The organism is Solibacillus sp. FSL R7-0682 (genome assembly GCF_038005985.1).
Taxonomy (GTDB): domain Bacteria; phylum Bacillota; class Bacilli; order Bacillales_A; family Planococcaceae; genus Solibacillus.
The window spans coordinates 390,652-416,624 of record NZ_JBBOUI010000001.1 but is presented as its reverse complement, the minus strand read 5'-3'; the positions used below and the strand labels follow the sequence as shown (position 1 = coordinate 416,624).

At 38.5% G+C, this 25,973-nt stretch carries 23 protein-coding genes; 4 read left to right on the top strand and 19 right to left on the bottom strand.

Features of this window, described 5'->3' with window-relative positions:
• Window positions 1-174 precede the first annotated feature (174 nt).
• The 9 genes from MKZ17_RS02100 to MKZ17_RS02060 all read right to left on the bottom strand — a co-directional run bounded on the left by MKZ17_RS02100 (window position 175) and on the right by MKZ17_RS02060 (window position 11,700).
• Window positions 175-1,350 carry a CamS family sex pheromone protein gene (locus MKZ17_RS02100; RefSeq protein ID WP_340722161.1) on the bottom strand — a complete coding sequence of 392 codons (1,176 nt, stop codon included), beginning with the start codon at window positions 1,348-1,350 and terminating at the stop codon, window positions 175-177.
• Between the two features lie 18 nt (window positions 1,351-1,368).
• Complete coding sequence (gene ligA, locus MKZ17_RS02095) at window positions 1,369-3,366, bottom strand: NAD-dependent DNA ligase LigA (protein WP_340722160.1); 1,998 nt, start codon at window positions 3,364-3,366, stop codon at window positions 1,369-1,371.
• A 14-nt stretch (window positions 3,367-3,380) separates the two neighbouring features.
• Entirely contained in the window at window positions 3,381-5,639 is a 2,259-nt protein-coding gene (gene pcrA, locus MKZ17_RS02090; RefSeq protein ID WP_340722159.1) for a DNA helicase PcrA, read from the bottom strand.
• 49 nt (window positions 5,640-5,688) lie between these two features.
• The gene (locus MKZ17_RS02085; RefSeq protein ID WP_340722158.1) at window positions 5,689-6,381 is read right to left on the bottom strand and encodes a heptaprenylglyceryl phosphate synthase; all 693 of its coding nucleotides are present in this window, start codon (window positions 6,379-6,381) and stop codon (window positions 5,689-5,691) included.
• A gap of 192 nt (window positions 6,382-6,573) precedes the next feature.
• On the bottom strand, window positions 6,574-6,888 hold the full coding sequence (locus MKZ17_RS02080; protein WP_340722157.1) for a YerC/YecD family TrpR-related protein: 315 nt from the start codon (window positions 6,886-6,888) through the stop codon (window positions 6,574-6,576).
• 19 nt (window positions 6,889-6,907) lie between these two features.
• Window positions 6,908-7,966, bottom strand: coding sequence for a DUF3048 domain-containing protein (locus tag MKZ17_RS02075; RefSeq protein WP_340722156.1), 1,059 nt, complete (start codon window positions 7,964-7,966; stop codon window positions 6,908-6,910).
• 18 nt (window positions 7,967-7,984) lie between these two features.
• Window positions 7,985-9,715 (bottom strand): adenine deaminase C-terminal domain-containing protein, encoded by a 1,731-nt coding sequence (locus tag MKZ17_RS02070; RefSeq protein ID WP_340722155.1) that lies wholly within the window; start codon window positions 9,713-9,715, stop codon window positions 7,985-7,987.
• 246 nt (window positions 9,716-9,961) lie between these two features.
• A complete protein-coding gene (locus MKZ17_RS02065; protein ID WP_340722154.1) occupies window positions 9,962-10,588 on the bottom strand; it encodes an exosporium glycoprotein BclB-related protein in 627 nt (208 codons plus the stop codon).
• Between the two features lie 191 nt (window positions 10,589-10,779).
• Window positions 10,780-11,700: a hypothetical protein gene (locus MKZ17_RS02060; protein ID WP_340722153.1), complete on the bottom strand. Its 921-nt coding sequence runs from the start codon at window positions 11,698-11,700 to the stop codon at window positions 10,780-10,782.
• A gap of 200 nt (window positions 11,701-11,900) precedes the next feature.
• On the opposite strand from MKZ17_RS02060, the gene MKZ17_RS02055 reads away from it, so the two are divergent.
• The 4 genes from MKZ17_RS02055 to MKZ17_RS02040 all read left to right on the top strand — a co-directional run bounded on the left by MKZ17_RS02055 (window position 11,901) and on the right by MKZ17_RS02040 (window position 14,314).
• On the top strand, window positions 11,901-12,533 hold the full coding sequence (locus MKZ17_RS02055; protein WP_340722152.1) for a hypothetical protein: 633 nt from the start codon (window positions 11,901-11,903) through the stop codon (window positions 12,531-12,533).
• Between the two features lie 104 nt (window positions 12,534-12,637).
• Window positions 12,638-13,204, top strand: coding sequence for a hypothetical protein (locus MKZ17_RS02050; protein WP_340722151.1), 567 nt, complete (start codon window positions 12,638-12,640; stop codon window positions 13,202-13,204).
• Between the two features lies 1 nt (window position 13,205).
• Window positions 13,206-13,505, top strand: a complete 300-nt coding sequence (locus MKZ17_RS02045; RefSeq protein WP_340722150.1) for a hypothetical protein — start codon at window positions 13,206-13,208, stop codon at window positions 13,503-13,505.
• 14 nt (window positions 13,506-13,519) lie between these two features.
• The gene (locus MKZ17_RS02040) at window positions 13,520-14,314 is read left to right on the top strand and encodes a hypothetical protein (protein WP_340722149.1); all 795 of its coding nucleotides are present in this window, start codon (window positions 13,520-13,522) and stop codon (window positions 14,312-14,314) included.
• A gap of 25 nt (window positions 14,315-14,339) precedes the next feature.
• Here MKZ17_RS02040 and purD read toward each other — a convergent pair whose 3' ends face one another.
• The 10 genes from purD to purB form a co-directional block, all read right to left on the bottom strand.
• On the bottom strand, window positions 14,340-15,590 hold the full coding sequence (gene purD / locus MKZ17_RS02035; protein WP_340722148.1) for a phosphoribosylamine--glycine ligase: 1,251 nt from the start codon (window positions 15,588-15,590) through the stop codon (window positions 14,340-14,342).
• A gap of 426 nt (window positions 15,591-16,016) precedes the next feature.
• Window positions 16,017-17,552, bottom strand: a complete 1,536-nt coding sequence (gene purH, locus MKZ17_RS02030) for a bifunctional phosphoribosylaminoimidazolecarboxamide formyltransferase/IMP cyclohydrolase (protein WP_340722147.1) — start codon at window positions 17,550-17,552, stop codon at window positions 16,017-16,019.
• An 80-nt stretch (window positions 17,553-17,632) separates the two neighbouring features.
• A complete protein-coding gene (gene purN, locus MKZ17_RS02025; protein WP_340722146.1) occupies window positions 17,633-18,199 on the bottom strand; it encodes a phosphoribosylglycinamide formyltransferase in 567 nt (188 codons plus the stop codon).
• Window positions 18,199-19,254 (bottom strand): phosphoribosylformylglycinamidine cyclo-ligase, encoded by a 1,056-nt coding sequence (gene purM / locus MKZ17_RS02020; protein ID WP_340722145.1) that lies wholly within the window; start codon window positions 19,252-19,254, stop codon window positions 18,199-18,201. Before purM ends, purN begins: the two co-directional genes overlap by 1 nt.
• A gap of 75 nt (window positions 19,255-19,329) precedes the next feature.
• On the bottom strand, window positions 19,330-20,748 hold the full coding sequence (purF, locus tag MKZ17_RS02015) for an amidophosphoribosyltransferase (RefSeq protein WP_340722144.1): 1,419 nt from the start codon (window positions 20,746-20,748) through the stop codon (window positions 19,330-19,332).
• The gene (purL, locus tag MKZ17_RS02010; RefSeq protein ID WP_340722143.1) at window positions 20,724-22,955 is read right to left on the bottom strand and encodes a phosphoribosylformylglycinamidine synthase subunit PurL; all 2,232 of its coding nucleotides are present in this window, start codon (window positions 22,953-22,955) and stop codon (window positions 20,724-20,726) included. The genes purF and purL overlap by 25 nt, the downstream gene beginning before the upstream one ends.
• The gene (gene purQ / locus MKZ17_RS02005; protein WP_340722142.1) at window positions 22,942-23,625 is read right to left on the bottom strand and encodes a phosphoribosylformylglycinamidine synthase subunit PurQ; all 684 of its coding nucleotides are present in this window, start codon (window positions 23,623-23,625) and stop codon (window positions 22,942-22,944) included. The genes purL and purQ overlap by 14 nt, the downstream gene beginning before the upstream one ends.
• A gap of 3 nt (window positions 23,626-23,628) precedes the next feature.
• The gene (purS, locus tag MKZ17_RS02000) at window positions 23,629-23,874 is read right to left on the bottom strand and encodes a phosphoribosylformylglycinamidine synthase subunit PurS (protein ID WP_340722141.1); all 246 of its coding nucleotides are present in this window, start codon (window positions 23,872-23,874) and stop codon (window positions 23,629-23,631) included.
• Window positions 23,875-23,877: 3 nt separating this feature from the next.
• On the bottom strand, window positions 23,878-24,588 hold the full coding sequence (gene purC / locus MKZ17_RS01995; RefSeq protein WP_340722140.1) for a phosphoribosylaminoimidazolesuccinocarboxamide synthase: 711 nt from the start codon (window positions 24,586-24,588) through the stop codon (window positions 23,878-23,880).
• 82 nt (window positions 24,589-24,670) lie between these two features.
• Window positions 24,671-25,972, bottom strand: a complete 1,302-nt coding sequence (gene purB, locus MKZ17_RS01990) for an adenylosuccinate lyase (RefSeq protein WP_340722139.1) — start codon at window positions 25,970-25,972, stop codon at window positions 24,671-24,673.
• Window position 25,973 lies beyond the last annotated feature (1 nt).

Sequence of the window (25,973 nt, the reverse complement as noted above, 5' to 3'; positions counted from 1 at the left end):
AATAATAATACCATTTTTCCCTTTAAAAATCTTCGCTTCCCTGAAATTTTAAGGAATTGTACGCACGTTATGAAGCTTTTTTGCTAATTTAAAGCATTAAAGCACTAAAGTGTAGTATATTCCATAAATTGAAAATACCATGCTATTTTTAAGCATGGCATTTTCTTACTTTTATCATTCATAAATATGAACAAATGGTTCATCTTCATTCGGCTCTTTTATAATTAATACTTCAGGACCGTTTACTGATGTGATACTTACAGAAATACGTAAGTCAAGCGGTAAATGGTTGAGCATTAAGCCAATTAAATATTGCGTAAAGCCAGTAATTTCAGCAGTTCCATAAAACTGTATTGGAATTTCAATATCTAGCTTTTGGATTTTTTTATTTTGGTAAAAGCCTGTCGCAAAGACACTCGTAAAGTTTGCAAAATAGTTGTCGACATGTTGCTTGAAGTTCATGAATTTCGTATTCATATCACGGTAAGTATCTTCTGGTGAATTCATTGGGAATGTTATATATTTTTCATTTATTCCTTCCCAATCTCCTAAAGCTGTTTTACCTCCATCGGCAAAATTATACGCAATATATGTACCAGGTACGATTGCATTACGCTCCTCCTGCTTAAACAATGCTATAGCAATTGGAACTTCCGCTAGCTCTGAGCGAGCGCGTAAACGATTCACGACTTCTTGCGCAATTTTTTTCCCCTCTGCTACCAGCTTCTCTTCCGGGATTTTTTGCTCATAAAATTCGCCATACTGCTCTTTTTGATAATAATAAACCGAGTTTAAAGCTAAACCGATTGATACTCCGGCTAATTTCACTTTATTATCATCTGTTTTTGTTAAATAATTTTGCTCCACGATGTGCGATAAATATACAGGAGCTTCTGTTGCTTTTAAAGTAGGATCCATTTCTAGACCAGTTGCTTCATCCACACTAGATGGATTTAACCCTTGATACTCAGGGCCCTTATCTGTCGTTTGGTTTGGGCGAGCAAGCCAGTATTTTAACATTTCCTCAGATAAATATTGCCCCTCCTGGAAATAGTAATTTTCCGTGTCGAAGTAGTTCTGGGAAATACGCATTAAACCTGTTTCTGCTTCTTTCATATCGTACTTCGTATAAATATTTGAAACGACTAATCCACGACTAGCACTTTCCTTATATGGAATAAGCGTTCTATAAAAACTATCATTAATTTGCATACTCGGGATAATCGTTGTTTCTACCTCTTGCGCTGATTCAGATTCCTGGGTAAGCTCTGTTTCTGGTGTAAGACTCGGCGTACATGCAGTTAACATAGCAGCAGCAATTAGCGCTGGTATCCAGCGGTATCGTTTCATGAGAACTAGTCTCCTTTACTATAATAATTGTTCGATTAGGCGTAGTTCATCCCAAATTTCAATTCCTAAGCTTTGCGCTTTTTCAAGCTTCGATCCGGCATCCTCACCTACGATGACAAGGTCTGTCTTTTTACTTACACTACCTGCTACCGTTCCACCTAACTGTTCTATTTTCGCCTTTGCTTCATTGCGTGTCAATTGTTGTAATTTTCCTGTTAGAACAATTGTTTTTCCGGCAAACGGATTTGTACCAGCTTCAACTATTACTTTTTTGCCTTTATACGTCATATTAATTCCGAACTCTTTTAAGCGCGAGATTAATTGCTGACTTTGTTCATTGGCAAAATAGGCAACAATTGATTGGGCCATTTTATCGCCAATTTCGTGAATTTCTTTTAACTGTTCTTCTGTTGCGAGCATTATTGCATCCATCGTTTCAAAATGCTCCGCTAAAATTTTTGCAGCCTTTTCACCTACATGGCGAATTCCTAAACCAAATAATAACTTTTCTAATGAATTATCCTTTGATTTAGCAAGTGCCTCTACTAGATTTGTTGCCGATTTTTCACCCATACGCTCAAGCTTTATAAGCATTTCAACTGTTAATCCATATAGTCCCGCAACATCTTCAATATACGCCTCGCGAAGAAGCTGCTCAACAACCTTTTCGCCAAGCCCATCAATATTCATCGCATTACGAGAAACAAAGTGCTTTACTCCCTCAGCGATTTGAGCTGGGCAAAGAGGGTTTACACAGCGTAATGCAACGTCATTTTCGATACGTACAACTTCTTCATGACAAGCAGGACAATGTGTTGGCATATGATATGGAACTGCATCTTCTGGGCGTTGTTCGATTAAGACGCCAACAATTTGTGGGATGATATCCCCTGCTTTGCGTACGATTACGGTATCACCAAGTCGAATATCCTTTTCACGAATTAAATCCTCGTTATGAAGGGATGCACGGCTTACAGTTGTGCCTGCAACTAGCACTGGTGTTAAAATCGCAGTTGGTGTAATAACCCCTGTTCGTCCTACAGTTAGCTCTATATCAAGAAGCTTTGTGACAACCTCTTCTGCTGGAAATTTGTAAGCGATGGCCCAGCGCGGTGATTTCGCTGTAAAGCCTAGCTCATCTTGTTGCGCATAGCTATTTACTTTAATCACGATGCCGTCAATTTCATAAGCTAAATTTGGGCGTGCTTCTGTCCACTTTTCTATAAACGCCAAAACGTCGTCAATTGTTTCGCAATATTCACGTTCTTTATTTGAAGGGAAGCCTAACTCCTCTAAATATTTTAACATTTCCCAGTGCCCATCCACACCGTATGCTTCACCGTCACCACCAATAGAATAAATAAATGTAGATAAATTACGGCTAGCTGCAATTTTTGGATCGAGCTGACGTAGTGATCCCGCTGCAGCATTACGTGGATTGGCAAATAGCTCTTCACCATTTTCTTCACGGCGTGCATTTAATTGCTCAAAGGATTTTTTCGGCATGTACGCCTCACCACGTACTTCCATCGTAATCGGTTGCTTTAAGCGAAGCGGGATTGCACGAATCGTTTTTAAGTTCATCGTAATGTCCTCGCCAACTGTTCCATCCCCACGTGTTGCGCCTTGTACGAATACGCCGTTCTCATAGCGTAACGAAATTGCTAGCCCGTCAATTTTTAGCTCGCAAACGTACGAATAGTTGTCACCGATCGCTTGCTTAATTTTACGGTCAAAATCTCGTAAGTCATCTTCATTAAAAGCATTCGATAAGCTTAGCATCGCTGTTTGATGGGTAACCTTTTGGAACCCTTCTAATACTGCACCACCGACACGCTGCGTAGGAGAATCAGCATAAATAAATTGCGGATTCGCTTCTTCTAGCGCGATTAACTCCTGTAATAGCTGATCATAAACACTATCTTCTACTAATGGATTGTCTTGCACATAATACGCATAACCATACTCATGAAGTAGCTTATTTAACTCCGCAATTCTTTGTTCAATTTCATTCATCCTATTATTTCCTCCTAAGCTTTTGTGATCGGGGCGAACTTCGCTAATAATCGTTTAATTCCTGTTGGAGCCGGGAATGCAATATCAAGCTCCATGCTATCGCCTTCACCTTTCACACTAACGACCATACCAACACCCCATTTACCATGAGATGCTTTGTCACCAACCTTCCAATCAAACTTGTCGCCTCCTGTAGAAGCTAAACGGGATGTTTGGGAAGACGGCGCTTGTACTGTACCAAGCGAACGCTTTTGTACACGGTCATAGCGATTCGACGAAAATGGTAGTGACGAATCATTGTATGAACTTGTATTGGCCTTTGAAACTTGCTCGACAACTGTCTCATCAATCTCACGTAAAAAACGCGATGGTGCATTATAACCTGTGCGTCCAAAAATCGTACGAGAACCCGCACAAGTTAAATACAGTCGTTGCTCTGCTCGAGTCGCACCGACGTACATCAATCTGCGCTCTTCTGCCATTTCATCTTCACTTTCTAGTGAACGAGAATGTGGGAAAATATTTTCCTCAAGGCCAAGAATGAAAACAACAGGAAATTCAAGCCCTTTTGCTGCATGCATTGTCATTAAAATAATCGAGCCCTTCGCTTTTTCCTCTTCGTCTAAGGAATCAATGTCAGCAATTAACGCTAAATCTGTTAAAAATGCCACTAATGATTGATCTTCACTTCGCGCTTCAAACGCTTGTGTAACAGTTAAAAATTCCTCGATGTTTTCTAAACGACTTTCTGCTTCAATTGATTTTTCGCTTTTCAACATTTGACGGTAGCCCGATTGCTCAAGCACTTCTTCTACAAGCTCTGTCACTGACAATTCATGCTGACGCTCACTTAATGAACGAATCATTTGATAAAATTTCTCTGCTGATGCCGCAGCCTTTCCTGTTAAGCCCATGAAAACAAGCTCTCCCATCGCATCAAAAATTGAACGATCCTGCTCAATTGCATAGGCCATCATTTTATCAAACGAAGTTGCACCAATCGAACGCTTCGGCTCATTAATAATACGTGCTAACGATAAGTCATCATCATTATTTGCAATTAAACGTAGATAAGCGAGTAAATCTTTAATTTCTTTACGGTCATAGAACTTCGTACCGCCAACAATTTGGTAGTTCATATTTGACTTAACGAGTACATCCTCCATCACACGAGACTGTGCATTCGTACGGTAAAGAATAGCAAAATCATCTAGCTTAAAATGATCTTCCTTCATTAGCTTCTGAATCGTTTTTACGACATATTGCGCTTCATCCTGCTCATTGCCCGCCTTATACAGCTGGATTTTTTCCCCTTCTGCATTATCTGTGCGTAGTACCTTCTTGTAGCGATTTTTATTATTTTCGATGACACTGTTCGCCGCTTGTAAAATTCGTTTTGTTGAACGATAGTTTTGTTCAAGCATAATCACTTTGGCATCTTTATAATCCTTTTCAAAGGATAAAATATTTGTAATATCTGCGCCTCGCCAACGATAAATCGACTGGTCTGAGTCTCCTACAACACAAATATTACGGAATTTTTTTGCCAACATTTGAACTAATAAATATTGGGTTTTATTCGTATCCTGATATTCATCCACATGGATATATTGAAACTTATTTTGGTAAAATTCTAGCACGTCTGGTGCCTCTTTAAATAAATGAATTGTCATCATAATAAGGTCATCAAAATCAAGGCTTTGATTTTGCTTTAAACGCTTTTGATAACCTTTATACACCTGTGCAACAATCTTTTCAAAAGGATTATGTGGATTCATACTTGCTTCAAATTGCCCTGAAGTAATACATTCATTTTTTGCCGAACTAATCGTATTTAAAATCGCACGAGGATCATACTTTTTGGGATCAATATTGTCTTGTTTTAATATATTTTTAATCACCGTAAGCTGATCTGAGCTATCTAAAATTGAAAAGCTTTTTGAATATCCAATTCGGTCAATATTACGGCGCAAAATACGTACGCACATCGAGTGAAATGTAGAAACCCACATACTTTCTGTCGTACCATTTCCTAAAATACCGTCAATACGTTCACGCATTTCTCTTGCCGCTTTATTCGTAAACGTAATTGCTAAAATTTTCGATGGATATACCTCTCGCTCAACAACTAAATACGCGATACGGTGTGTTAAAACACGTGTCTTTCCTGACCCTGCACCTGCCATTATTAATAGCGGGCCTTCTGTAGTCTTTACAGCTTCAGCTTGCTGCGGATTCATACCCGCTAGTAAATTTTTTGCTATGTGCTCCATTTTGTATTGCACCTTCCTATCTAAAAGAACATTTGTTCTCAATTATATCTTACTTCTCTATATTTTTCACTGCTTGTACCGTTTTTAAAGCAGCTTTTAAATCCTCATAAATTATGTTTCCTACAATAATTGTATCTGCATAGGCAGCCATTTCTGAAGCCTGTTGTACTGAAGTAATACCACCACCGTAAAATAGCTTTGTTTCATTTAATACGTCTGCTGCTGCCTTGACTATTTCCACATCTCCATACATACCGCTGTATTCTAAATAAAAAATTGGAAGCTTAAAGAAGTTTTCTGACATGCGCGCATAAGCGACTACATCATCCTCTGTTAAATCTGTTTTGGCATCAGTTACTTGTGCAACTTTACAATCTGGATTTAGAATGCAATAGCCTTCTGCAACAAGTTCTTCCCAAATGAGTACATCTCCAAATTCTTTTATTGCCTCATGATGTAAGTCCTTCACCCATTTCGTATCAGTACTATTCAAAACGGAAGGAATGAAATAATAATCATAGCCTGGGGTAATACTTTCTAAATTAGAAATTTCAAGCGCAATCGGTACAGAATAACGGCGTACACGTACTAGTAAATCTAATACGCCATCTAATGTTACATCATCTGTACCGCCTACTAGAATAACATCCGTACCAGATTCGCAAATTTGCTCTAATGCCTCATCTGAAATCTCTTTTGCAGGGTCTAGCTTAAAAACATGTCGCCAGTTTAAAAAATCCATTGTTAGTTCACCTATCCATTCATTTTTCGTCTAATAATATCCATAAAACTTTCGTGTTTGATTTCCTAATGATCCAATTATAAGTATAGCGAAATTCAGATAAATATTAAAAGACTGAGCAAAGAAAATGCCCAGTCTTACATGCTTAATTATGATGTGCTCTTCATCTACAAACGGTGAGCTTTCGCTGTCTTACTTTGATGTAAATGGTTTTTCATCTGGATAAAGACGACCTAACATCTCATCATACGTATCGTTACCGTAATCGAAGCAACGGCGAACACGCGAAATTGTAGCTGTTGATGCACCAGTTTCCTTTTTAATCGATTCATACGTTTTCTTTAAACGTAATAAATGCGCCACTTCAAAACGCTGTGCTAATGATTGGATTTCACTAATTGTGCATAAATCATCAAAAAATTTATAGCATTCCTCAATATCTTTTAACTCTAGGACCGCTTTAAATAACTGTTCCGTTTGATGACCGCGAATCTTTTCAATTTGCATGTAGCCCACCATTTCCTTTCTACTCTAGATATGTAACAGATGTTGCTAATCCTGGCGCTGTTGGAACTAGATGAACCCAAGTCTTACCTGGAACTAACTTCACTTCTGACCCGTCTTCTTCAATGGCAATTAGCATCCCATCTGCATTTTCCCATTTTACTTCTCGCATCATTCCTGCTTGGAATACATAAGCATTTCCGCCGCCAACAATTGTAATATCACGTCTACCTTCATTATCAATTACACGATGAGGCATTTCAAAAAATAATACATTCGATAACTCGATTGGCTGTTTTGTTACATAATCTTCTGTTTGTACATTTGCCGAAAACCTTGTATAGCGATTTTTTTCAGCATCATACAAGTAATGACTATTAAATTTGCCACCATTACTATATTGAATTGCAACTTCATTAGCCTGTACACCTATTTTAACACTATCTTCGGCATCATAAAATGGATAAGAAACTTTTTTCTGATAAAGTAACGAAGCTCCTACTTTTTCTGCTCCTAGAGCAATGTTTTCTCCAGTCGTATAGGAATTATGTGGCGCCTTTCGTTCGGAAGAGCGCTTGAAGTAAATTCCGTCATACTGCATACCATTCATATGCTCTACAACTCGTTTATCAAGTAATGATTTAGCATCGGGGCTATAACCGTGTGCAATATAAAAGGCATCCAACCCTTTTGCAATGTCAATAAAATAGTCCCGAGCACTTCGTATCGGTCCAATTGATTCAGGTATTTCAGATTGGTACAGTGCTAAAAAACGTGTAACATCACCTTCTGCAAGCATTTCATAAACAACATCTGCTTCGGCAAGCCCAGATTGTGGGCGGGCTAATGGGTGGTTGTTAATAGTTACTAAAACGGGGCGTGCCGTAATTTCCTCTTCAACACGCTCCCCTGTAAACGGTGTGACAAATGGTAACTCTTTTTCTTCTTCTGTGTCTTCTACGACCATTGCTTCTTGCTCGTCTTGTACATCAGCCTGTACTTCATCTACTTGTTCTTTGTCTGTACAACCTGAAAGGATCGCTGCTCCCAATATAGCAGCAGTAAATATCCCCTTCTTCATCGTCATTCCCCCTACAAATTAGCGCATTACAGCAGGTAACATTACTGTATTTTTCATTACATCAAAAATACCTCTCGTCGTAATACGGATATATGGTAAATGTGTAGATTGTAAAAATAATAGTGTATAAATTGCATCTGTGTGGTGATAGCCACGTGATTTTAAATCGGCCTTTAACTTTAACTCTAGTGGAATTAATTCTTCGACTGGTCCATCATAAAGCGAACCCGCTAATGTTAATGGGATTGAAGAAACTACTTCCCCATCTTCCACTAATACAATACCGCCATGCATTTTCTTTAACTCGTTAAATGCATGCACCATATCTTTCTTTGTTTTACCAATTAAAATAATATCTCCGGTATTCGAATATGAAGAAGCAAAGCCTTTTACATGAGTCGCAAAGCCTTTAATCATTGTATTAATACGCCATGCACCGTTTCGATCGATTAATATTAAATAGCTCTCGTCATGATTTGTAGAAAGCTGATTGTTGTACCCTTGATTTTTTATGCTATATGGCTTAGTAATAACGTCATTAACCATTTCTATACCAATCGGCATAGAAAATTGGAAATCTGATTCCTTCAAGTCAAAATTAAGCTCCATAGTTTTAAATATCGATAAATCTGTTTTAGGTAATGCATGCTGGTCTTCATTATCACGTTTCAGCCAAACACCTTTTGAAAGCACAGCCTCTGGTGTTGGAGAGTTTTCATCAGTAAGAACATTTAAATTTGCATAACGTCCTGTTGCAATTAAGCCGTGTAAATTTGTCATATTGTAATAACGCGCCACATTGTATGACGCCATATTATAAGCATCAATCGGAGAAACACCGACATCGAGAGCAGCACGAATACATTTATCGATTACACCATCCTGATGGAAACCCGGTGTTGAACCATCCGTCGTCATCATTAAATGATCAAAGATTGCATGACCGCGTTCAACAACATCTTTTAATAACTGTGGTAAATCTGGTCGGATGGAAGAATGGCGTAAGGTCACTGCATAACCATGTAAAATTCGCGCTTCAATATCTTCAATCGTCATCGATTCATGATCACCATCAATACCAAATAAGCGCATCTTCGCCAATGTTTTCTCAGATGCTCCCGGTAAATGTCCTTCTATTTTCTTTCCTTTATGCTTCGCCGCTTGAATCCAATAGAGCATTTGATCATCCCCGCGCATTAAACGTGGCCAGCCCGTTAGTTCGCCACCTAAAAGGACATCATGACGATCTAACCATTCACAAACGGATGCATTTGAGTAAAGTTCACCTTCATTTTCTAGCTCTGTTTGCGAATCAAAGCGAGCCCACCAATAAAATGTGAAGGGCAATTTACTTAATTCATCTAAGAAAGAAAACGCTTTCTTATTTTCAAACATAGAAACAAACGTCATATTATCGGAAATAAACGTTGTCGTACCCGACTGTGCGCAAAAGTCCGCAAAACTATATGGATTGTATAATTGGAATGGATGTACATGTGGTTCAATGTAGCCCGGTACAATTACCTTTCCATTCATATCTATTACTTCAGTACCTTCTAGATTAATAGGCATTTCTTTTCCTACGTAAACAATACGCTCATTTAAAATCCAAATGTTTCCTGTTATCCATTGCTTCAACATGCTATGTAGATACTTTGCATTTTGTAGCACCAAATTAGGAGCTGCCTTACCATCAATTATACTTACTTGTTTACGAATATGATTTATTTTCCATTTAATTTCTGGCATTCAAAATTGCTCCTTTCAAAATTTCTGTATGACCTAACTTATTCATACAATCTTTATTAAATTTGTCGAATATCAAACATTTTCGAACATATTTTTATCGTAACATAGCACTTTCATAAAGCAAAGCATTTGCAAGGTAAATATTTACAAAATTTAGTATATACTCTTTTTAAAAAATAGTATGCTAGCATTTAACCAAAGAAAAATGGCAACAGGGAAATTCTGTTACCATTTTCATTTTTATATTTAAGAAATTGTGATACCTGCACTTGCTGCACCAGTAAGCGTTGTGATTGCAGTAATACCTGTTCCTGAAACAGAAAATACCATTACTAGACGATCGCCCGCTGATACTGGGACATTAGCAGTTGCTGTACCTTGGTATACTGTACCTACAGATACAACGCCTGTAACTGCTGGTGTTAAATTTACTGCAGCTCCTGTAGCAGTAAATGTATTACTTCCTGCAGGGGCACGGTAAACTTGTGCTCTAATAGTAGCGTTACCTACAACCGTCACCCCAAGTGTTTCTGTAAATGTTGCAGAAATCGCTGTAATATTACCTGTGCGTGGAACAGTGAAGGCTTCTGTTGTTCCATTCACTAATGGTAAGTTGAGTGTATTTCCTACTAGCGTAATACCGGGAACAGAAGTACCAAAGCCAACTGCACTTACTGTACCAACTAAACCAGTGGCAAGTGTTACTAATACAGCAGGGACAATCCCTGAAGAAAACGGGATGATGGAACCTGTATTTCTTGGAGGACATACTGTGCTAGTTGCTCTAAATGGTCCTAATGAAAAACATTGGTTCCCGCATGGAGTAACATGACCAGACCAACCACTATATCCACTATTCATACAATTACACATACTTTTCACCTCCCTTCTTCCGTATTCTATTCATGAAAAAATAGAATTGAAGGGCAAGTATCTAATATGATGTTATAGAAATTTTTTCCCTAAACATTAGTCTATATAAGAGGATAATTAATAAACCCAAATCACTTTCTTTTGGCGTAATTACTATTTATAAACTTTTTAACCATCTTTCGAAACAGGGTTTACTTACGGAAAAGATTGAAAAAAAGACTAGTCTTGTGTTTTTTATTCTCAACATCAGTAACATGCTCTTCTTCTATTGGTATTATAATTTGTGGATGTGTTTCAGGGAGTTTTTCCTCTAGGGGAATTGATTCTTGTATTACATTTTCCGCTGGAGTTTCACGCTTATTAAAAAAAGTCTGGGTTGGAATATTGCTTTCAAATATAGATGATTTCCTAGGGGAAAAAGGATTGATTGGTCCTTGTTTATTAACTTTATTGCTTTCCTCTGTTTGGTTTGATTTTTCATTCCTTATTTGCTCAAGAGGGTTTGTTTTTAGTGAATTACTTCTATTTAAATTATTTTGAGTGATATTTGAACGGGTATTTATAGACTGGAAGTAGGCTGAGTTAAAATGGCTTTTTTTATTAAGTATATAGTCATTTATTTCCGTCTCTTTATTTTCCTCTATCGGTTTAAGTTGACTTACCTGACTGGCGAGATCCTTTAACTGATAATATGACAGCTGCTTTTGCTTTGTTTCAGGCATTCTCTGCTTTACTGTTTGCTGTGAAGAATCTGTATTACTCACTAATTTATCCGCAGCATTGGTTTTTAATAATGGAATTTCCGTCATTAATTTGTTTACTACAGATAAAAATTCTTCTACATTTTGATTTAATGAAGTTAATTGGACCATAAATTGTTTAACCTGCTTGTCATTTCCGCTCGTTTCTGACAATTGTCCCTCACCTAACACATCACCTAGTGAATCTATCTCGGAAATTCTTTTTTTAAGCTCTTCAAATTCATCTTTAATTTCTAGGAAGTCTTGCATTGAAGTACCATTCTTAAATGTTGTTAACAAATTTTTATATGCCAAGATTCTCAACTTTAATTGCTCAACTTCCTCAATAGTGTAAAATTTAGAATTTTCCACCATAACCCACTCCTTTCATTCTAAATATTTTATTAAAGTAATAACCCTTCTGTTACTACACAAATAACAATCATCCATTTAATTAAGGCAATTAGTAGATTTTAATATAAAAAGTTTGCAAATAGTTTGTCTGCCTATGCACCTCTATCAACACGTCATATTATAAAGACGAACGATAGAATAGAGGGAGGTGTCAAAGAATGCAGGAAACTACGTCATCCCAAACAAGAGAGCTTATTTGTATAAATGTTGAAAAGGTATATGACTGGGTAGTAAAAGATATGTCTTTCGAATTTTCTCCTACGAGTCCCATTAGCTTCCCAGGTTTACCAGCGGATGCAAACCTAACAGGTGCGCGCGTAACATGCCATGTTACTCCTGATGAACTAAATCCAATTGTCATTATGAATCGAGAAAATCGAAATTTCACTATTGATGGATCATCAGTATGTTTACAACAATTGACAATTCAAAAGAATTTCACAGTTACAATTTGCCTAACATTAGCAAATGGTACAATGTACACTAGTACAGAATTTGATATTTCTCGCTGTGAACACGTTGTAATGTGTGCACCAAAAGGTACAAATGTTGATGTTACTTATACAGACCTTGATTGCTTCGTATGTTCAACAGGTACACTTGCCCTAACTAGTGCAGGATTAGTTTCATTTGAGAACTTATCGCTCTCCGTATCCGTTTGTCAAAGTATTCAATCTACGTACCCTGTTACTGTTGAATTTTTAGCAGATTACTGCGAGCCAAGAGCAGACTTACCATTTGCTTGTCCACCAGCTGGACGCCCAAGCAATTGTTCTGTGGTTTTCCCATAAAGTATTTGAATAAGTGCTAACTTACAACTACAAATCATAAAATAAGGAGAGGGGAACCCCCTTTCTTTATTTTATGATGTCATTATTTTAAAGGAGGCTGTTTGATGACACCTGAAAAAAAACAGCTAGAAGAGAAAATAAATGAACTTCAGCAGCAAACAAAGTATTATGTATTGGAATTTAAAGATTTATTAAGCAAATTGCATATAAACAAAGACATCCAATTAATCAGCTACTTTACCTCCTCATTAAACATTTCCCAATCATCTGAAGAAGAGAGTGTATGTTTAGGCTCTTACCATATTTGGAATATCGGTAATGTCCCAATAATCAATCCTTCTATTACAATACAGCTACCAGAAAACTCACCTTTTACATTTACCGGAAGATATGTATACAATCATTTTCATCAAGGTTTAAAACGTCCTAATGAGTGGTTGCGAATAAAAAATCCCGATAATAAAGATATTTATTCCTTTAAACCTCTTGAAAAGACAGTACTAGAACCGAATGAAAAAATAACGTTTGAAAACTTCCAAATAAAATGGCTTTCTAATACGCCCTATTCTGGGAGTATTACTGGTTTTACATATTGCGAACAACTACAAGAAGGGATTCCTGTAGTTAATCCCATTAATTTAAGTATTGTAGGAGCCGAAAAGGAGGAGTAATATGGAACATTTAGAAGATCACATTTTGCCAATAGAACATATTATTAATCAATATGTGAAGGAACACTTATCCGATTTAAAGGAAAATCAAAAAGAAAACAATAATAGTTTTATTTTTTTAGAAAAAGGCTCTTTAAATCTACTTTTAACTTCCCTTTTATCAATGGCGACGAATTCCACAGTCAATAATGAGAATGATGTGATTGTTGAATCAATATTATTAGAAAAACTAGATAAAATAATAGATGAAAGTAAAAATGATTTCGAGTCAATTTTAGATTTATTAAGGGAGAAAACTTAACTGGAGGGGTAATAGTGAATAAAGAGTGGAATTTAAATTTAGATCCTCTTCAATTACAACAAATGATTATCTTTTTAAAATCTGAAATAGCTAAATATAAAAACGAAGTAGCTCAATTAAAAAACAACGACTATTACTCACTTTCACTAACCTTTGAACAAGAAAATCTTCAATTAAAAGAACAAATACGTGAACTTTCAAAGCAGATTTTAATAATTGAAAGAACTTATCAAAAGGAAATAGCATCCTTTCAAATAGAGGCTCAAACATATGAGCATAAAAGAGCTAAGCTAAACAATTCGATACAGCGCTTAGTAGCTGAAAAGGAGCAATTAAAAACAACGAATCAACAACTACAAAACGCATTAAAAGAAACACAACATTTTAAAAAAACATCAGAATATTATTATCTAGAATCATTTGAAAAAACATTCCCTAACTTTATTCAACAAACCTATGATCAATTTCAGTCCATACAAAGCCAATTAAATAACCACCTTGAAGAAGTCCTAACTGCCAAAAAAGATATACTCGAGAATTTAAAACAAGAAGGCGAACAAATAAAACACTTGTTAAATGAACTAAATATTACGAACAAAGATGTCATTGGAATCCAAGAAAGGGATAATGAAAATCTGAGTACCTTACCCGATTTAGAAGAAAGAATGAAAATTGTCTATAGTAAAACAAAATTATTTGAACAACAATTAGAGGAAAAATTACAGATGTTACATACTTTTGAAAAGCAATTTAACGAACTAACAAATGACTCGAGTCAAAATACCGAAATAAAAACTACTCAAGATTAGGTACATGCTTGAGTAGTTTTGTTTGTTATTTAAACGTACGCCATCCGATATCTTTACGATAGAAGAAGTTGTCCCATTGTTTTTTTGCTAGCTCTTCGTATACTTTTTCCTGCGCTTCTTTTAATGTAGATGCTTCGGCTGCTACTAATAGTACGCGTCCACCATTACCTACAAACGCATCTCCAACAAGCTTTGTTCCTGCATGGAATACTGGTAGCGTTATATCAGTTAAATTAGGTAATACATTGCCCTTTTCAACATCTCCTGGGTAGCCTTCAGCTGCGACTACAACACCTAGCATCGCTTGTTCCTTCCATTGTAAATCAAACGGCTTTTCGTTCATTAATGCAAGCATGAATTCACCGAAGTCTGATGCCATACGTGGCAGGACAACTTGTGTTTCAGGGTCGCCAAAACGGGCATTAAATTCAATAACTTTTGGACCTTTCGTCGTTAATATTAAACCCGCATATAAGATTCCAGTGAACGATACGCATTCTTTTTCCATTGCCTGTACAGTGGGTACAACGATTGTATCGTAAGCTACTTTCACTACCTCTTCGGAAATTTGTGGCACTGGAGAGTAAGCACCCATTCCTCCGGTATTCGGACCTTTATCACCATCATACGCACGCTTATGATCTTGTGCGATCACCATCGGATAAATTTGCCCTTTGTGAACAAATGACATAAAGCTGAACTCCTCGCCATCAAGGAACTCTTCAACAACAACACGAGAGGAAGAGTCACCAAAGCGTTGGTTGCCGATCATATCCTCTACCGCTTCAATTGCTTCTTGTTCTGTCATTGCAACAATTACACCTTTACCAGCTGCAAGCCCATCCGCCTTAATAACGATTGGTGCACCTTGTTCTTTAATGTAAGCTACCGCTTTGTTTGCTTCTGTAAATGTTTCATGAGCAGCTGTTGGAATACCGTATTTATTCATCAGCTCTTTTGCGTACGATTTTGAGCCCTCAATTTGTGCTGCTGCTTTTGATGGTCCAAAGATTACTAAGCCTTGCTCGTTGAAATAATCGACAATTCCTTCTGCTAACGGTTGCTCAGGACCTACAAAAGTTAGTGCAACATTATTTCCCTTAGCAAAGTCCGCTAATTTTGTGAAGTCTAATGCGTCGATTTCAACGATTTCAGCATCGTTTTTCATGCCGTCATTACCTGGTGCGACGAAAACCTTTTGTACAGACGGTGCATTGTTAAATTGTTTTGCGATCGCATGCTCACGACCACCACTACCAATTACAAGAATATTCATATTGACGTCTCCTTTTAAGCATAATCATGTTACTCTACACATCTAGCAAATTATTTGATTTTAATAAAAAAACGCCCGCCAAAAATAGGCGAGCGTTTTTCATTAACGGTCGTTCACACTGCTCTACCCGACCAAAAGTAGTGCAGTGCTTCTTACAATTAATGTATCGTTATTAAGCTGCATCCCCCGGCCAAAGTTGATGCCTCTTAACAAATATTGAACGGTGAGACCCGGCCAAGGTCATCCATTCCGTCTTACTTACCGTCCTCCCGGCCAGAAAGAACAAGTAAATAAAGAGCATTTGCAAACGCTTCTGCTAACGTCCGGCCAGAACATTAGCGAAACATTATTCTATTATAACGGTTTCCTCCATAGAAAACCACTGTTTTAACTGCGAATGTAGATTTTACATACCTTTACGACAAATTAGTGCTTGAAGTGACGAACTCCTGTAAATACCATTGCGATGCCATATTTGTTTGCTGCATCAATTGATTCTTGGTCTTTAATTGATCCGCCTGGTTGGATAATTGCTTTAATACCAGCTTTTGCAGCCGCCTCAACTGTATCACCCATTGGGAAGAATGCATCAGATGCTAATGCTGCTCCACATGCTTTTTCGCCTGCTTGCTCGAATGCAATTTTCGCTGCACCAACACGGTTCATTTGACCTGCGCCAATTCCTAATGTCATTTGCTTGTCTGTTACTACAATCGCATTGGATTTAACGTGCTTCACAACTGCCCATCCAAGTTGTAATGCTTCCCACTCTTCTTTTGTTGGTTCGCGGTCCGTTACAACTTTAATTTCTGCATTACTGAAGTCATAGCGATCTGGTTCTTGTACTAACAATCCACCTTCAACAGCGACTACATTGAATTGATCTTGCTTTTCTTGGGCAAAATCAATCGTCATTAATCGAATATTTTTCTTCGCTGTTAAGATTTCCAAAGCCTCTGCTGTAAATCCTGGAGCAATGATGATTTCTAAGAAAATGCCTGATAATTTTTCAGCCGTGCCCTTATCTACTTCCATATTTAACGCAATAATCCCGCCGAAGATAGATGTTGGATCTGCTTCATAGGCTTTGTTAAACGCTTCTTCAATAGTTGCGCCTGTCCCAACTCCACAAGGGTTCATATGCTTCACTGCAACTACTGCTGGCATTTCGAACTCTTTTACAATTTGAAGTGCAGCGTTCGCATCTTGAATATTGTTGTAAGATAATTCTTTCCCATGTAGTTGGTTTGCATAAGCAATTGAGAAATCAGAGCCTAAGCGTTTTGCATAGAAAGCTGCTTTTTGGTGAGGATTTTCACCGTAACGTAATGTTTGCTTTAACTCATATGTTAGTGTTAAGTTTTCTGGGAATTCTTCGCCAATTGCATTTGATAAGTGGTTTGAAATATACGAATCATAAGCAGCTGTATGGCGGAATACTTTTGCCGCTAAGCGACGGCGAGTTTCTAACGTTGTTTTACCATCTGCTTTTAATTCCTGTAATACAACATCATAGTCAGTGGCATCTACAATCACTGTTACATAGTCATGGTTTTTCGCTGCTGAACGTAACATTGTTGGCCCACCGATATCGATGTTTTCAATTGCATCATCCCATGTTACATTTGGCTTTGAAATTGTTTCAACGAATGGGTAAAGATTTACACAGACGATTTCAATAGGTTCAATGCCATGTTCCTGCATTTGTGCTACGTGGCTCGGCTCATCGAACTTCCCTAAAAGACCACCGTGAATCATCGGGTTTAATGTTTTTACACGCCCATCTAAAATTTCAGGGAACTTTGTTACTTCGTCTACCGCTGTAACAGGTACACTGTTATCTTGTAATAATTTTTTCGTACCCCCAGTTGAAAGTACTTCATAGCCAAGTTCTACTAATTCTTTTGCAAATTCTAAAATTCCATTTTTATCTGAAACACTAATAAGTGCACGTTTCGTCACGATTAGGTCCTCCAATTTGTCTACATTTTGAGTCATTTTTTGGTGAAGAATTGCCCTCACAGAAGCTCCTCATGCAAAATTTACTGCTCAAATAACTGCTTTAATGTTGTCGTATATAGCGCATGCTCTAGTTTATGTACGCGCTGTTCTGTTGCTTCTCGGTCACCATCGACAATGTCAACCGCACCCTGTGCAATAATTTTCCCTGTGTCCATACCGGCATCAACGTAATGAACGGTAACCCCTGTAACTTTCACACCATGATCTATCGCCTGACCAATTGCATCTTTACCTGGGAAGGATGGAAGTAGGGAAGGATGAATATTGATAATGTGATTTTCATAAGCGTCTAATAATGTTGTTCCAATCAAGCGCATATAGCCAGCTAATATAATCCACTCAATATTTCTTGCTTGAAGTTCTTCAATAATTTTTGCTTCGTAATCGGCTTTATTTTCAAATGTTTTTGGTGTTATCTCTAACACTGGTATGTGAAAGTTTTTTGCACGTGTCACAACGAAGGCACCTGGCTTATCTGTAAGTACAAGCTCGATTTTCGCATTTAATTCACCGCGCTCAATGCTTTCAGCAATCGCTTGAAAATTACTTCCGCTCCCAGAAGCAAAGACGGCGATTTTTGTTGTCATTACACTAAGCTCCCATCATGTTCACCTTTGAAAACGACACCTTCACCCTTAATTACACGACCAATCGTATAGGCTTTTTCGCCATTCGCTTCAGCAGCTGCAATGACTTTATCTACTTCACTTGCTGGCACCGCCAATACAAAACCAATTCCCATATTGAATACGTTATATAAATCTTTATCTGCAAGTGCACCTTTTTCTTTTAAGAACTCAAAGATGCGCAGTACAGGCCAAGAGCCTAAATCAATTTCTGTTGCTAATCCTGCTGGCATCATACGTGGAAGGTTTTCATAAAATCCTCCACCCGTTACATGCGCACAACCATGTACGTCTGCCGCCTTTAGTGCTGCTAATACTGGTTTAGCATACAGCTTTGTAGGTACTAATAAAGCTTCACCAATCGGACCAAGATCTTCAAAACCTTCAACCACTGCATCTACCGCTAATTCATTATCCGCGAATACAATTTTACGAACTAAAGAATAACCATTTGAGTGAACACCACTTGAAGCAAGACCAACTAAAACGTCTCCTTCTACAATGTTTTCTCCTGTAATAATATCTGCCTTTTCACAAGCACCTACTGCAAATCCAGCTAAATCATATTCATCTTCCTCGTAAAGGCCAGGCATTTCAGCTGTCTCTCCGCCGATTAACGCTGCACCAGATTGCACACAGCCATCTGCTACACCTTTCACGATTTGCTCAATTTTTGCAGGCTCTGCTTTTCCAACTGCTACATAGTCTAGGAAATATAGTGGTTCTGCGCCTTGTGCAACAATATCGTTGACACACATCGCAACACAGTCCACGCCGATTGTATCGTGTTTATCTACCATGAAAGCGAGCTTTAATTTTGTCCCAACACCGTCAGTCCCTGAAATAAGAACGGGTTCCTTTAAGTTTAATGCAGATAAATCGAACATGCCGCCAAAGCCACCGAATGTACCCATCACACCTAAACGATTTGTGCGCTCAACGTGCGATTTCATACGTTTTACTGCTTCATAACCTGCTTCAATATTTACGCCTGCTTGTTCATATGCTTTTGACATAATGTACTTGCTCCTCCTTAAATTTAAAGGGGTGTACCCGTATTCCTATACGAGCACAAGCCCTTCCTTAACCACTTAACAGTCTTTTTCATGTGGTAATACTGTGTCTGGGAAAATTTCTGTTGGATATTTTCCTGTGAAGCATGCCATACAAAGTCCTGCATGTTCATCTTCGAATGGACGATTTGTAGCACGAACTAGCCCTTCTACAGATAGGAATGTTAGCGAATCCGCTTCAATCGCCTCACGTATTTCCTCTACTTTATAGCTAGATGCAATCAGTTCTTCATGCGTCGATGTATCAATTCCGTAGTAGCAAGGATCTGTCATAGGTGGAGAGGAAATAACAACGTGTACTTCTGCTGCTCCTGCTTCCTTTAACATACGGACTATACGTTTTGACGTAGTACCACGGACGATTGAGTCGTCAACCATGATAACTCGCTTTCCTTTTACGACTTGTACGACTGGTGAAAGCTTCATTTTCACACCGCGTTCACGTAATTCTTGCGTTGGCTGAATAAATGTACGACCCACATAACGATTTTTAATTAAACCTAATTCGTACGGAATGCCGCTTTCTTCTGAGAAACCAATGGCTGCAGAAATCGATGAGTCTGGTACTCCTGTCACCACGTCCGCTTCAATATGTGCACATTCTCTGGCTAGTTCTTTTCCCATACGTTTACGTGCCATATGAATATTAATGCCATCAATATTTGAATCTGGTCGAGCAAAATATACATACTCCATTGCGCACATCGTACGTTTTTCTGCTTCTACAAAGCTATCTACTTCAAGCCCATTATTGGAGATAATTAATAGCTCTCCTGGCTCTATTTCACGAATATATTCAGCCCCAATTAAATCAAAGGCACATGTTTCAGAAGCTACCACGTAAGCCTCGCCTAATTTCCCTAAAGAAAGAGGACGTAAGCCATTGCGGTCACGCGCTACAATCATGCTATCATTCGTTAATAAAAGAATCGAAAAGGCACCTTTTAATAACGATAATGCATTTTTCACCTTTGCTCGGAATGGTGAATGAGATGATTTTTTTATTAAATGCACAACAACTTCGGTATCTGACGTTGAGTTGAAAATGCTACCAGAGCGCTCTAAATATTGCTTTAAATGAGTCGCATTGACAAGGTTTCCGTTATGGGCAATCGCAAGGGACCCTGTAGATGAACGGAATAAAAGTGGCTGTACGTTTTCAAGCCCTTTACCACCCGCTGTTGCATAGCGAACGTGGGCAATGGCAGCATGCCCTGTTGCTTTTCGCAGTTTGTCTTCATTGAAAACGTCATTTACAAGACCTTCTCCACGTACTGCTTGAAGCTGCTTACCGTCAGTAGTAACGATACCAGCTCCTTCTTGTCCACGGTGCTGCAATGCATGTAAGCCGTAATAGCTCAAATGTGCCGCATCATTGTGGCCCCAAATTCCGAAAACGCCACATTCTTCATTTAAGCCTCTGATTTCAGCAAGCATGGGATTGCTCCTTTCCAAGCAGAGCGGAATTCCTCCACAGTACCTTTAACAAGCACACCTTTGTCACCGTTAATTTTAACGATTGCATCCGCTGTTACAGTACCGATGTTTTTCGCATCAGCTACGATGCTTTCGAATGCTGCCGCGTTTTCCTCTTTTACTGTTAAGACAAAACGAGATTGAGATTCTGAGAATAATGCCGTTACCGCTGACCCTGTTAGCGTTACATCCACACCTAAGCCTTTTGCAGCAAATGTTTTTTCAGCTAAAGCTACCGCTACGCCACCCTCAGAAACGTCATGTGCTGATTGCACAAGTCCCGCTTGAATGGCTTCTAAAATTGCTTTTTGACGAGCTGCTTCTACTCCTAAATCAATGGCAGGCGCTTTTCCTGAAATCGATCCATTCATTAGCTTTTGTAATTCTGATCCACCGAATTCCGTTGATGTATCACCAATTAAGTAAACGATATCTCCAGCCGCTTTTACTTCCTGTGTTGTTACATGGGCTAAATCCTTTACTAAACCAACCATACCAATTGTTGGCGTTGGGTAAACCGCTTCACCAGAACGTTCATTATACATTGATACGTTACCACCGATAACTGGCGCATCTAATGCTAAACATGCTTCTGTAATTCCGTCTGCAGACTTTTGAATTTGCCAGAAAATTTCTGGTTTTTCTGGGTTACCAAAGTTTAGGCAGTCTGTAATTGCAAGTGGTTGTCCACCAGAACATACGATGTTACGTGCTGCTTCGGCAACAGCTATTTTTCCACCTGTTGTAGGATCTAAATAGATGTAGCGAGAGTTACAATCCGTTGTCATCGCTAACCCTTTGTTTGTACCACGTACGCGTAAAACTGCTGCATCAGAGCCTGGTGCTACTACTGTATTTGTACGTACTTGATAGTCATATTGATCATAAACCCACTCTTTTGAAGCAACAGTTGGTGCTTTTAATAGAGCAGTTAATGTTTCCTTGTAGTCGTTCACAGTTGGCTCAACATTATCCATTGCTTGGAACTCAGCAAAATATGCAGGCTCTACATCAGGCATATTGTATACTGGTGCATCTTCTGCAAGTGCATCTGCAGGAACTTCTGCTACTACTTCACCATTGTGTAATAAACGAAGCATTTTATCGTCTGTTACACGACCTACTGCTACAGCGTCTAAGTCATATTTTTCAAAGATTGCTTTAATTTCTTCCTCACGACCTGCTTTTACGACGATTAACATACGCTCTTGTGACTCTGATAACATCATCTCGTAAGCTGTCATATTTGTTTCGCGTTGAGGTACTAAATCTAAATTCATTTCTACACCAGTACCAGCTTTAGAAGCCATTTCTGCTGAAGATGAAGTAAGGCCTGCCGCACCCATATCTTGAATACCAACTAATGCGTCCGATTTTACGACTTCTAAGCATGCTTCAAGAAGAAGCTTTTCCATGAATGGGTCACCAACTTGAACAGCTGAGCGCTTTTCATCCGCTTCCTCTGATAATTCTTCAGACGAGAATGTTGCACCATGAATTCCATCACGCCCTGTTTTTGCCCCAACGTACATGACAGTGTTCCCTACACCAGCAGCTATACCTTTTTGAATGTCCTTATGGTCGATTAATCCAACGCACATAGCATTTACTAATGGATTGCCTTCATAGCAAGGATCAAATTGAATTTCTCCACCTACTGTTGGAATCCCGATACAGTTTCCGTAACCTGCGATCCCAGCGACAACTTCCTCAAATAAATACTTACCGCGCGCTGATTTTAATTCTCCAAAGCGTAGAGAATTCAGCATTGCGATTGGGCGTGCACCCATTGAGAATACGTCACGGATAATCCCACCAACCCCTGTTGCTGCACCTTGGTATGGCTCGATTGCTGAAGGGTGATTGTGTGATTCCATCTTGAATACAACGGCTTGCTCATCACCGATGTCAACGATACCAGCGCCCTCACCAGGTCCTTGCAACACTTGAGGACCTTTCGTTGGGAATTTACGTAATACTGGCTTTGATTTTTTATATGAGCAGTGCTCTGACCACATAACGGAGAATAACCCGATTTCTGTCCAGTTTGGCATGCGTCCTAATTTTTCGACAGCTAAATCATATTCCGCATCTGTCATACCCATGTCCGCATAAAGACGCTTCACTTTAATTTGTTCCGCTGTTGGCTCGAATTTAGTTGTTGACATGTTGTTCCCTCCACTGCTTAACAATTGATTTGAATAATTTTAAACCATCTGCACCACCAACGATTTCGTTCGCTGCTCGCTCTGGATGAGGCATCATACCAAGAACGTTCCCTTGCTCATTCACGATTCCAGCAATATCTTCTAAAGAACCATTTGGATTATCGCCCTCGTATGTGAAAGCAATTTGATTGTTAGCTTTTAGTTTCACTAAAGTCTCTTCGTCACAGTAATAGTTACCTTCACCGTGAGCGATTGGAATATTAATCACTTCACCAACATCATATTGATTTGTGAATAACGTGTTGTTGTTTTGTACTTTTAATTGCACAGTACGGCACATGAACTTTAAGTTTTTATTGCGTAATAATGCACCTGGAAGTAAGCCTGCTTCCGTTAAAATTTGAAATCCGTTACAAACACCTAACACTGGCTTGCCTTGTGCCGCAAACTCCTTTAATGCTGTCATAATGTTTGATTGGTTCGCCATAGCACCACAGCGTAGGTAATCCCCGTAAGAGAAACCACCAGGAACTAATGCGCCATCGAATCCTTCAAGGCTGTCCTCTGTGTGCCAAACGTATTCTACTTCTTCACCTAGTTCGTCTTTGATTGCATGATACATATCGATATCACAGTTAGACCCTGGGAAAACGAGTACTGCAAATTTCATGGATTATGCCTCCTCGATTTCGTAACGATAGTTTTCGATAACCGTATTTGTTAACACTTTTTCACACATTTCTTTTACGATTGCGTCAATGTCACGGTTTGTATCGCCAATTGTTACCTCTAAATATTTACCGATACGTAAATCTGCAACTTCTTCATAGCCAATTTTCTTTAAAGAGCCCTGTACAGCCGAACCTTGTGGATCAAGAATACTTTCTTTTAACGTTACGTAAATTTTAACTTTCTTCATGACTTATTTGCCTCCAAGTTTGTTTAAAATGATTTCGTATACTTCTGTAATGTTGCCAAGATTTCGGCGGAATACGTCCTTATCAAGCTTTTGATTTGTTTCTGAGTCCCATAAACGACAAGTATCTGGTGAAATTTCATCTGCTAATAGCACATTGCCATTTGCGTCACGACCAAATTCTAATTTGAAATCGACTAATGTTACCCCAACTTCTGCAAAAATTGGTCGTAGCACTTCATTAACATGTAGCGCTTTTTCATAAAGGTCTTTTACTTCTTCTCGTGTAGCTAGTCCTATCACATCAATATGCTCTGTAGTGATGAGTGGGTCCCCTAAAGCGTCATCCTTGTAATAAAACTCAACGATTGGGCGATTTAATGGTGTGCCCTCTTCTAAACCAAGACGTTTTGCTAAGCTACCTGCTGCAATATTGCGTGTTACAACTTCGATTGGAATAATTTCTACTTTGCGAACAAGCTGTTCGTTTTCTGAAAGACGTTTTACGAAATGTGACGCAATTCCGTTAGCTTGTAATTTTTCGAAAATTAAAGTCGTGATTTGATTGTTTAAATTTCCTTTACCAGCAATTTCAGCTTTTTTTTCACCATTAAATGCTGTTGCACTATCTTTATATTCAACGAAAAGAATTTCTGGATCTTGCGTTGCATATAATCGTTTTGCTTTGCCTTCATACAAAAGTTGATCTTTATTCATGACGTATTCCTCCAAAAATAAGTTAATTGAATCAATTACTTAGGTAGTTCATGGGGGACAAAACCCCTATGAACTAGATTGATTAGTTAAGTCCTAAACGTTCAAAAATTAAATCGACGTTTTGAATGTGATAGTTGTAGTCAAAGCAATCTGCAATTTCTTCTGGTGTAAGGTAAGAAGTAATTTTTTCGTTTGCCTCTACAAGTGGACGGAACTGTGTTTGTTCATCCCATGCGCGTGCTGTTAACGGCTGAACCGTATCATACGCTTCTTCACGAACTAAACCTTTATCAATAAGTGCAAGTAGAATACGTTGAGAGTAAATTAACCCAAAAGTACGTTCCATATTGCGCTTCATATTTTCAGGGAATACTGATAAGTTTTCGATAATATTGCCAAAACGATTTAACATGTAATTTAAAGTAATTGTCGCATCAGGAATGATTACACGTTCTGCTGAAGAGTGTGAAATATCACGCTCATGCCATAATGATACATTTTCGAAAGCAGTTAACATGTATCCACGCATTAAGCGCGCCATACCAGTCATATTTTCAGATCCGATTGGGTTACGCTTATGTGGCATTGCTGAAGAACCTTTTTGTCCTTTTGCAAAGCCTTCCTCTACTTCACGCGTTTCAGACTTTTGTAAACCACGAACTTCTGTAGCAAACTTCTCAATAGATGTTGCAATCAATGCTAATGTTGAGAAATATTGTGCATGACGATCACGTTGTAATGTTTGTGTTGAAATTGGCGCTGCAGCTAAGCCTAGCTTTTCACATACATAGCTTTCTACTCGAGGATCAATATTGGCATATGTCCCAACTGCACCACTCATTTTACCTGTTTCAATTACTTTTGCTGCTGCTTCGAAACGTTCGATGTTACGCTTCATTTCTTCATACCATAATGCTAACTTTAAGCCGAAAGTAGTCGGTTCAGCGTGAACACCATGCGTACGTCCCATGCAAACGGTATTTTTATGCTCTTGCGCTTTCTTCTTAATAATTTGTAAGAAGTTGTTTAAGTCTTTTCGAAGAATGTCATTTGCTTGTTTAATTAAATACGAAAGAGCTGTATCAACTACGTCTGTTGATGTTAAGCCGTAATGTACCCATTTACGCTCGTCCCCTAGTGCAGGTGTTTCGGATACTGCACGAGTGAACGCTACGACATCGTGGCGCGTTTCCTTTTCGATTTCGTAAATGCGATCAATGTCAAAATCAGCATTCGCACGTAATTTCACAACATCTTCTTTTGGAATTTCGCCAATTTCAGCCCATGCTTCACAAGCTAAAATTTCTACTTCTAACCATGCTCGATATTTGTTTTCTTCCGTCCAAATTGCGCCCATTTCGGGACGTGTATAGCGATCAATCATT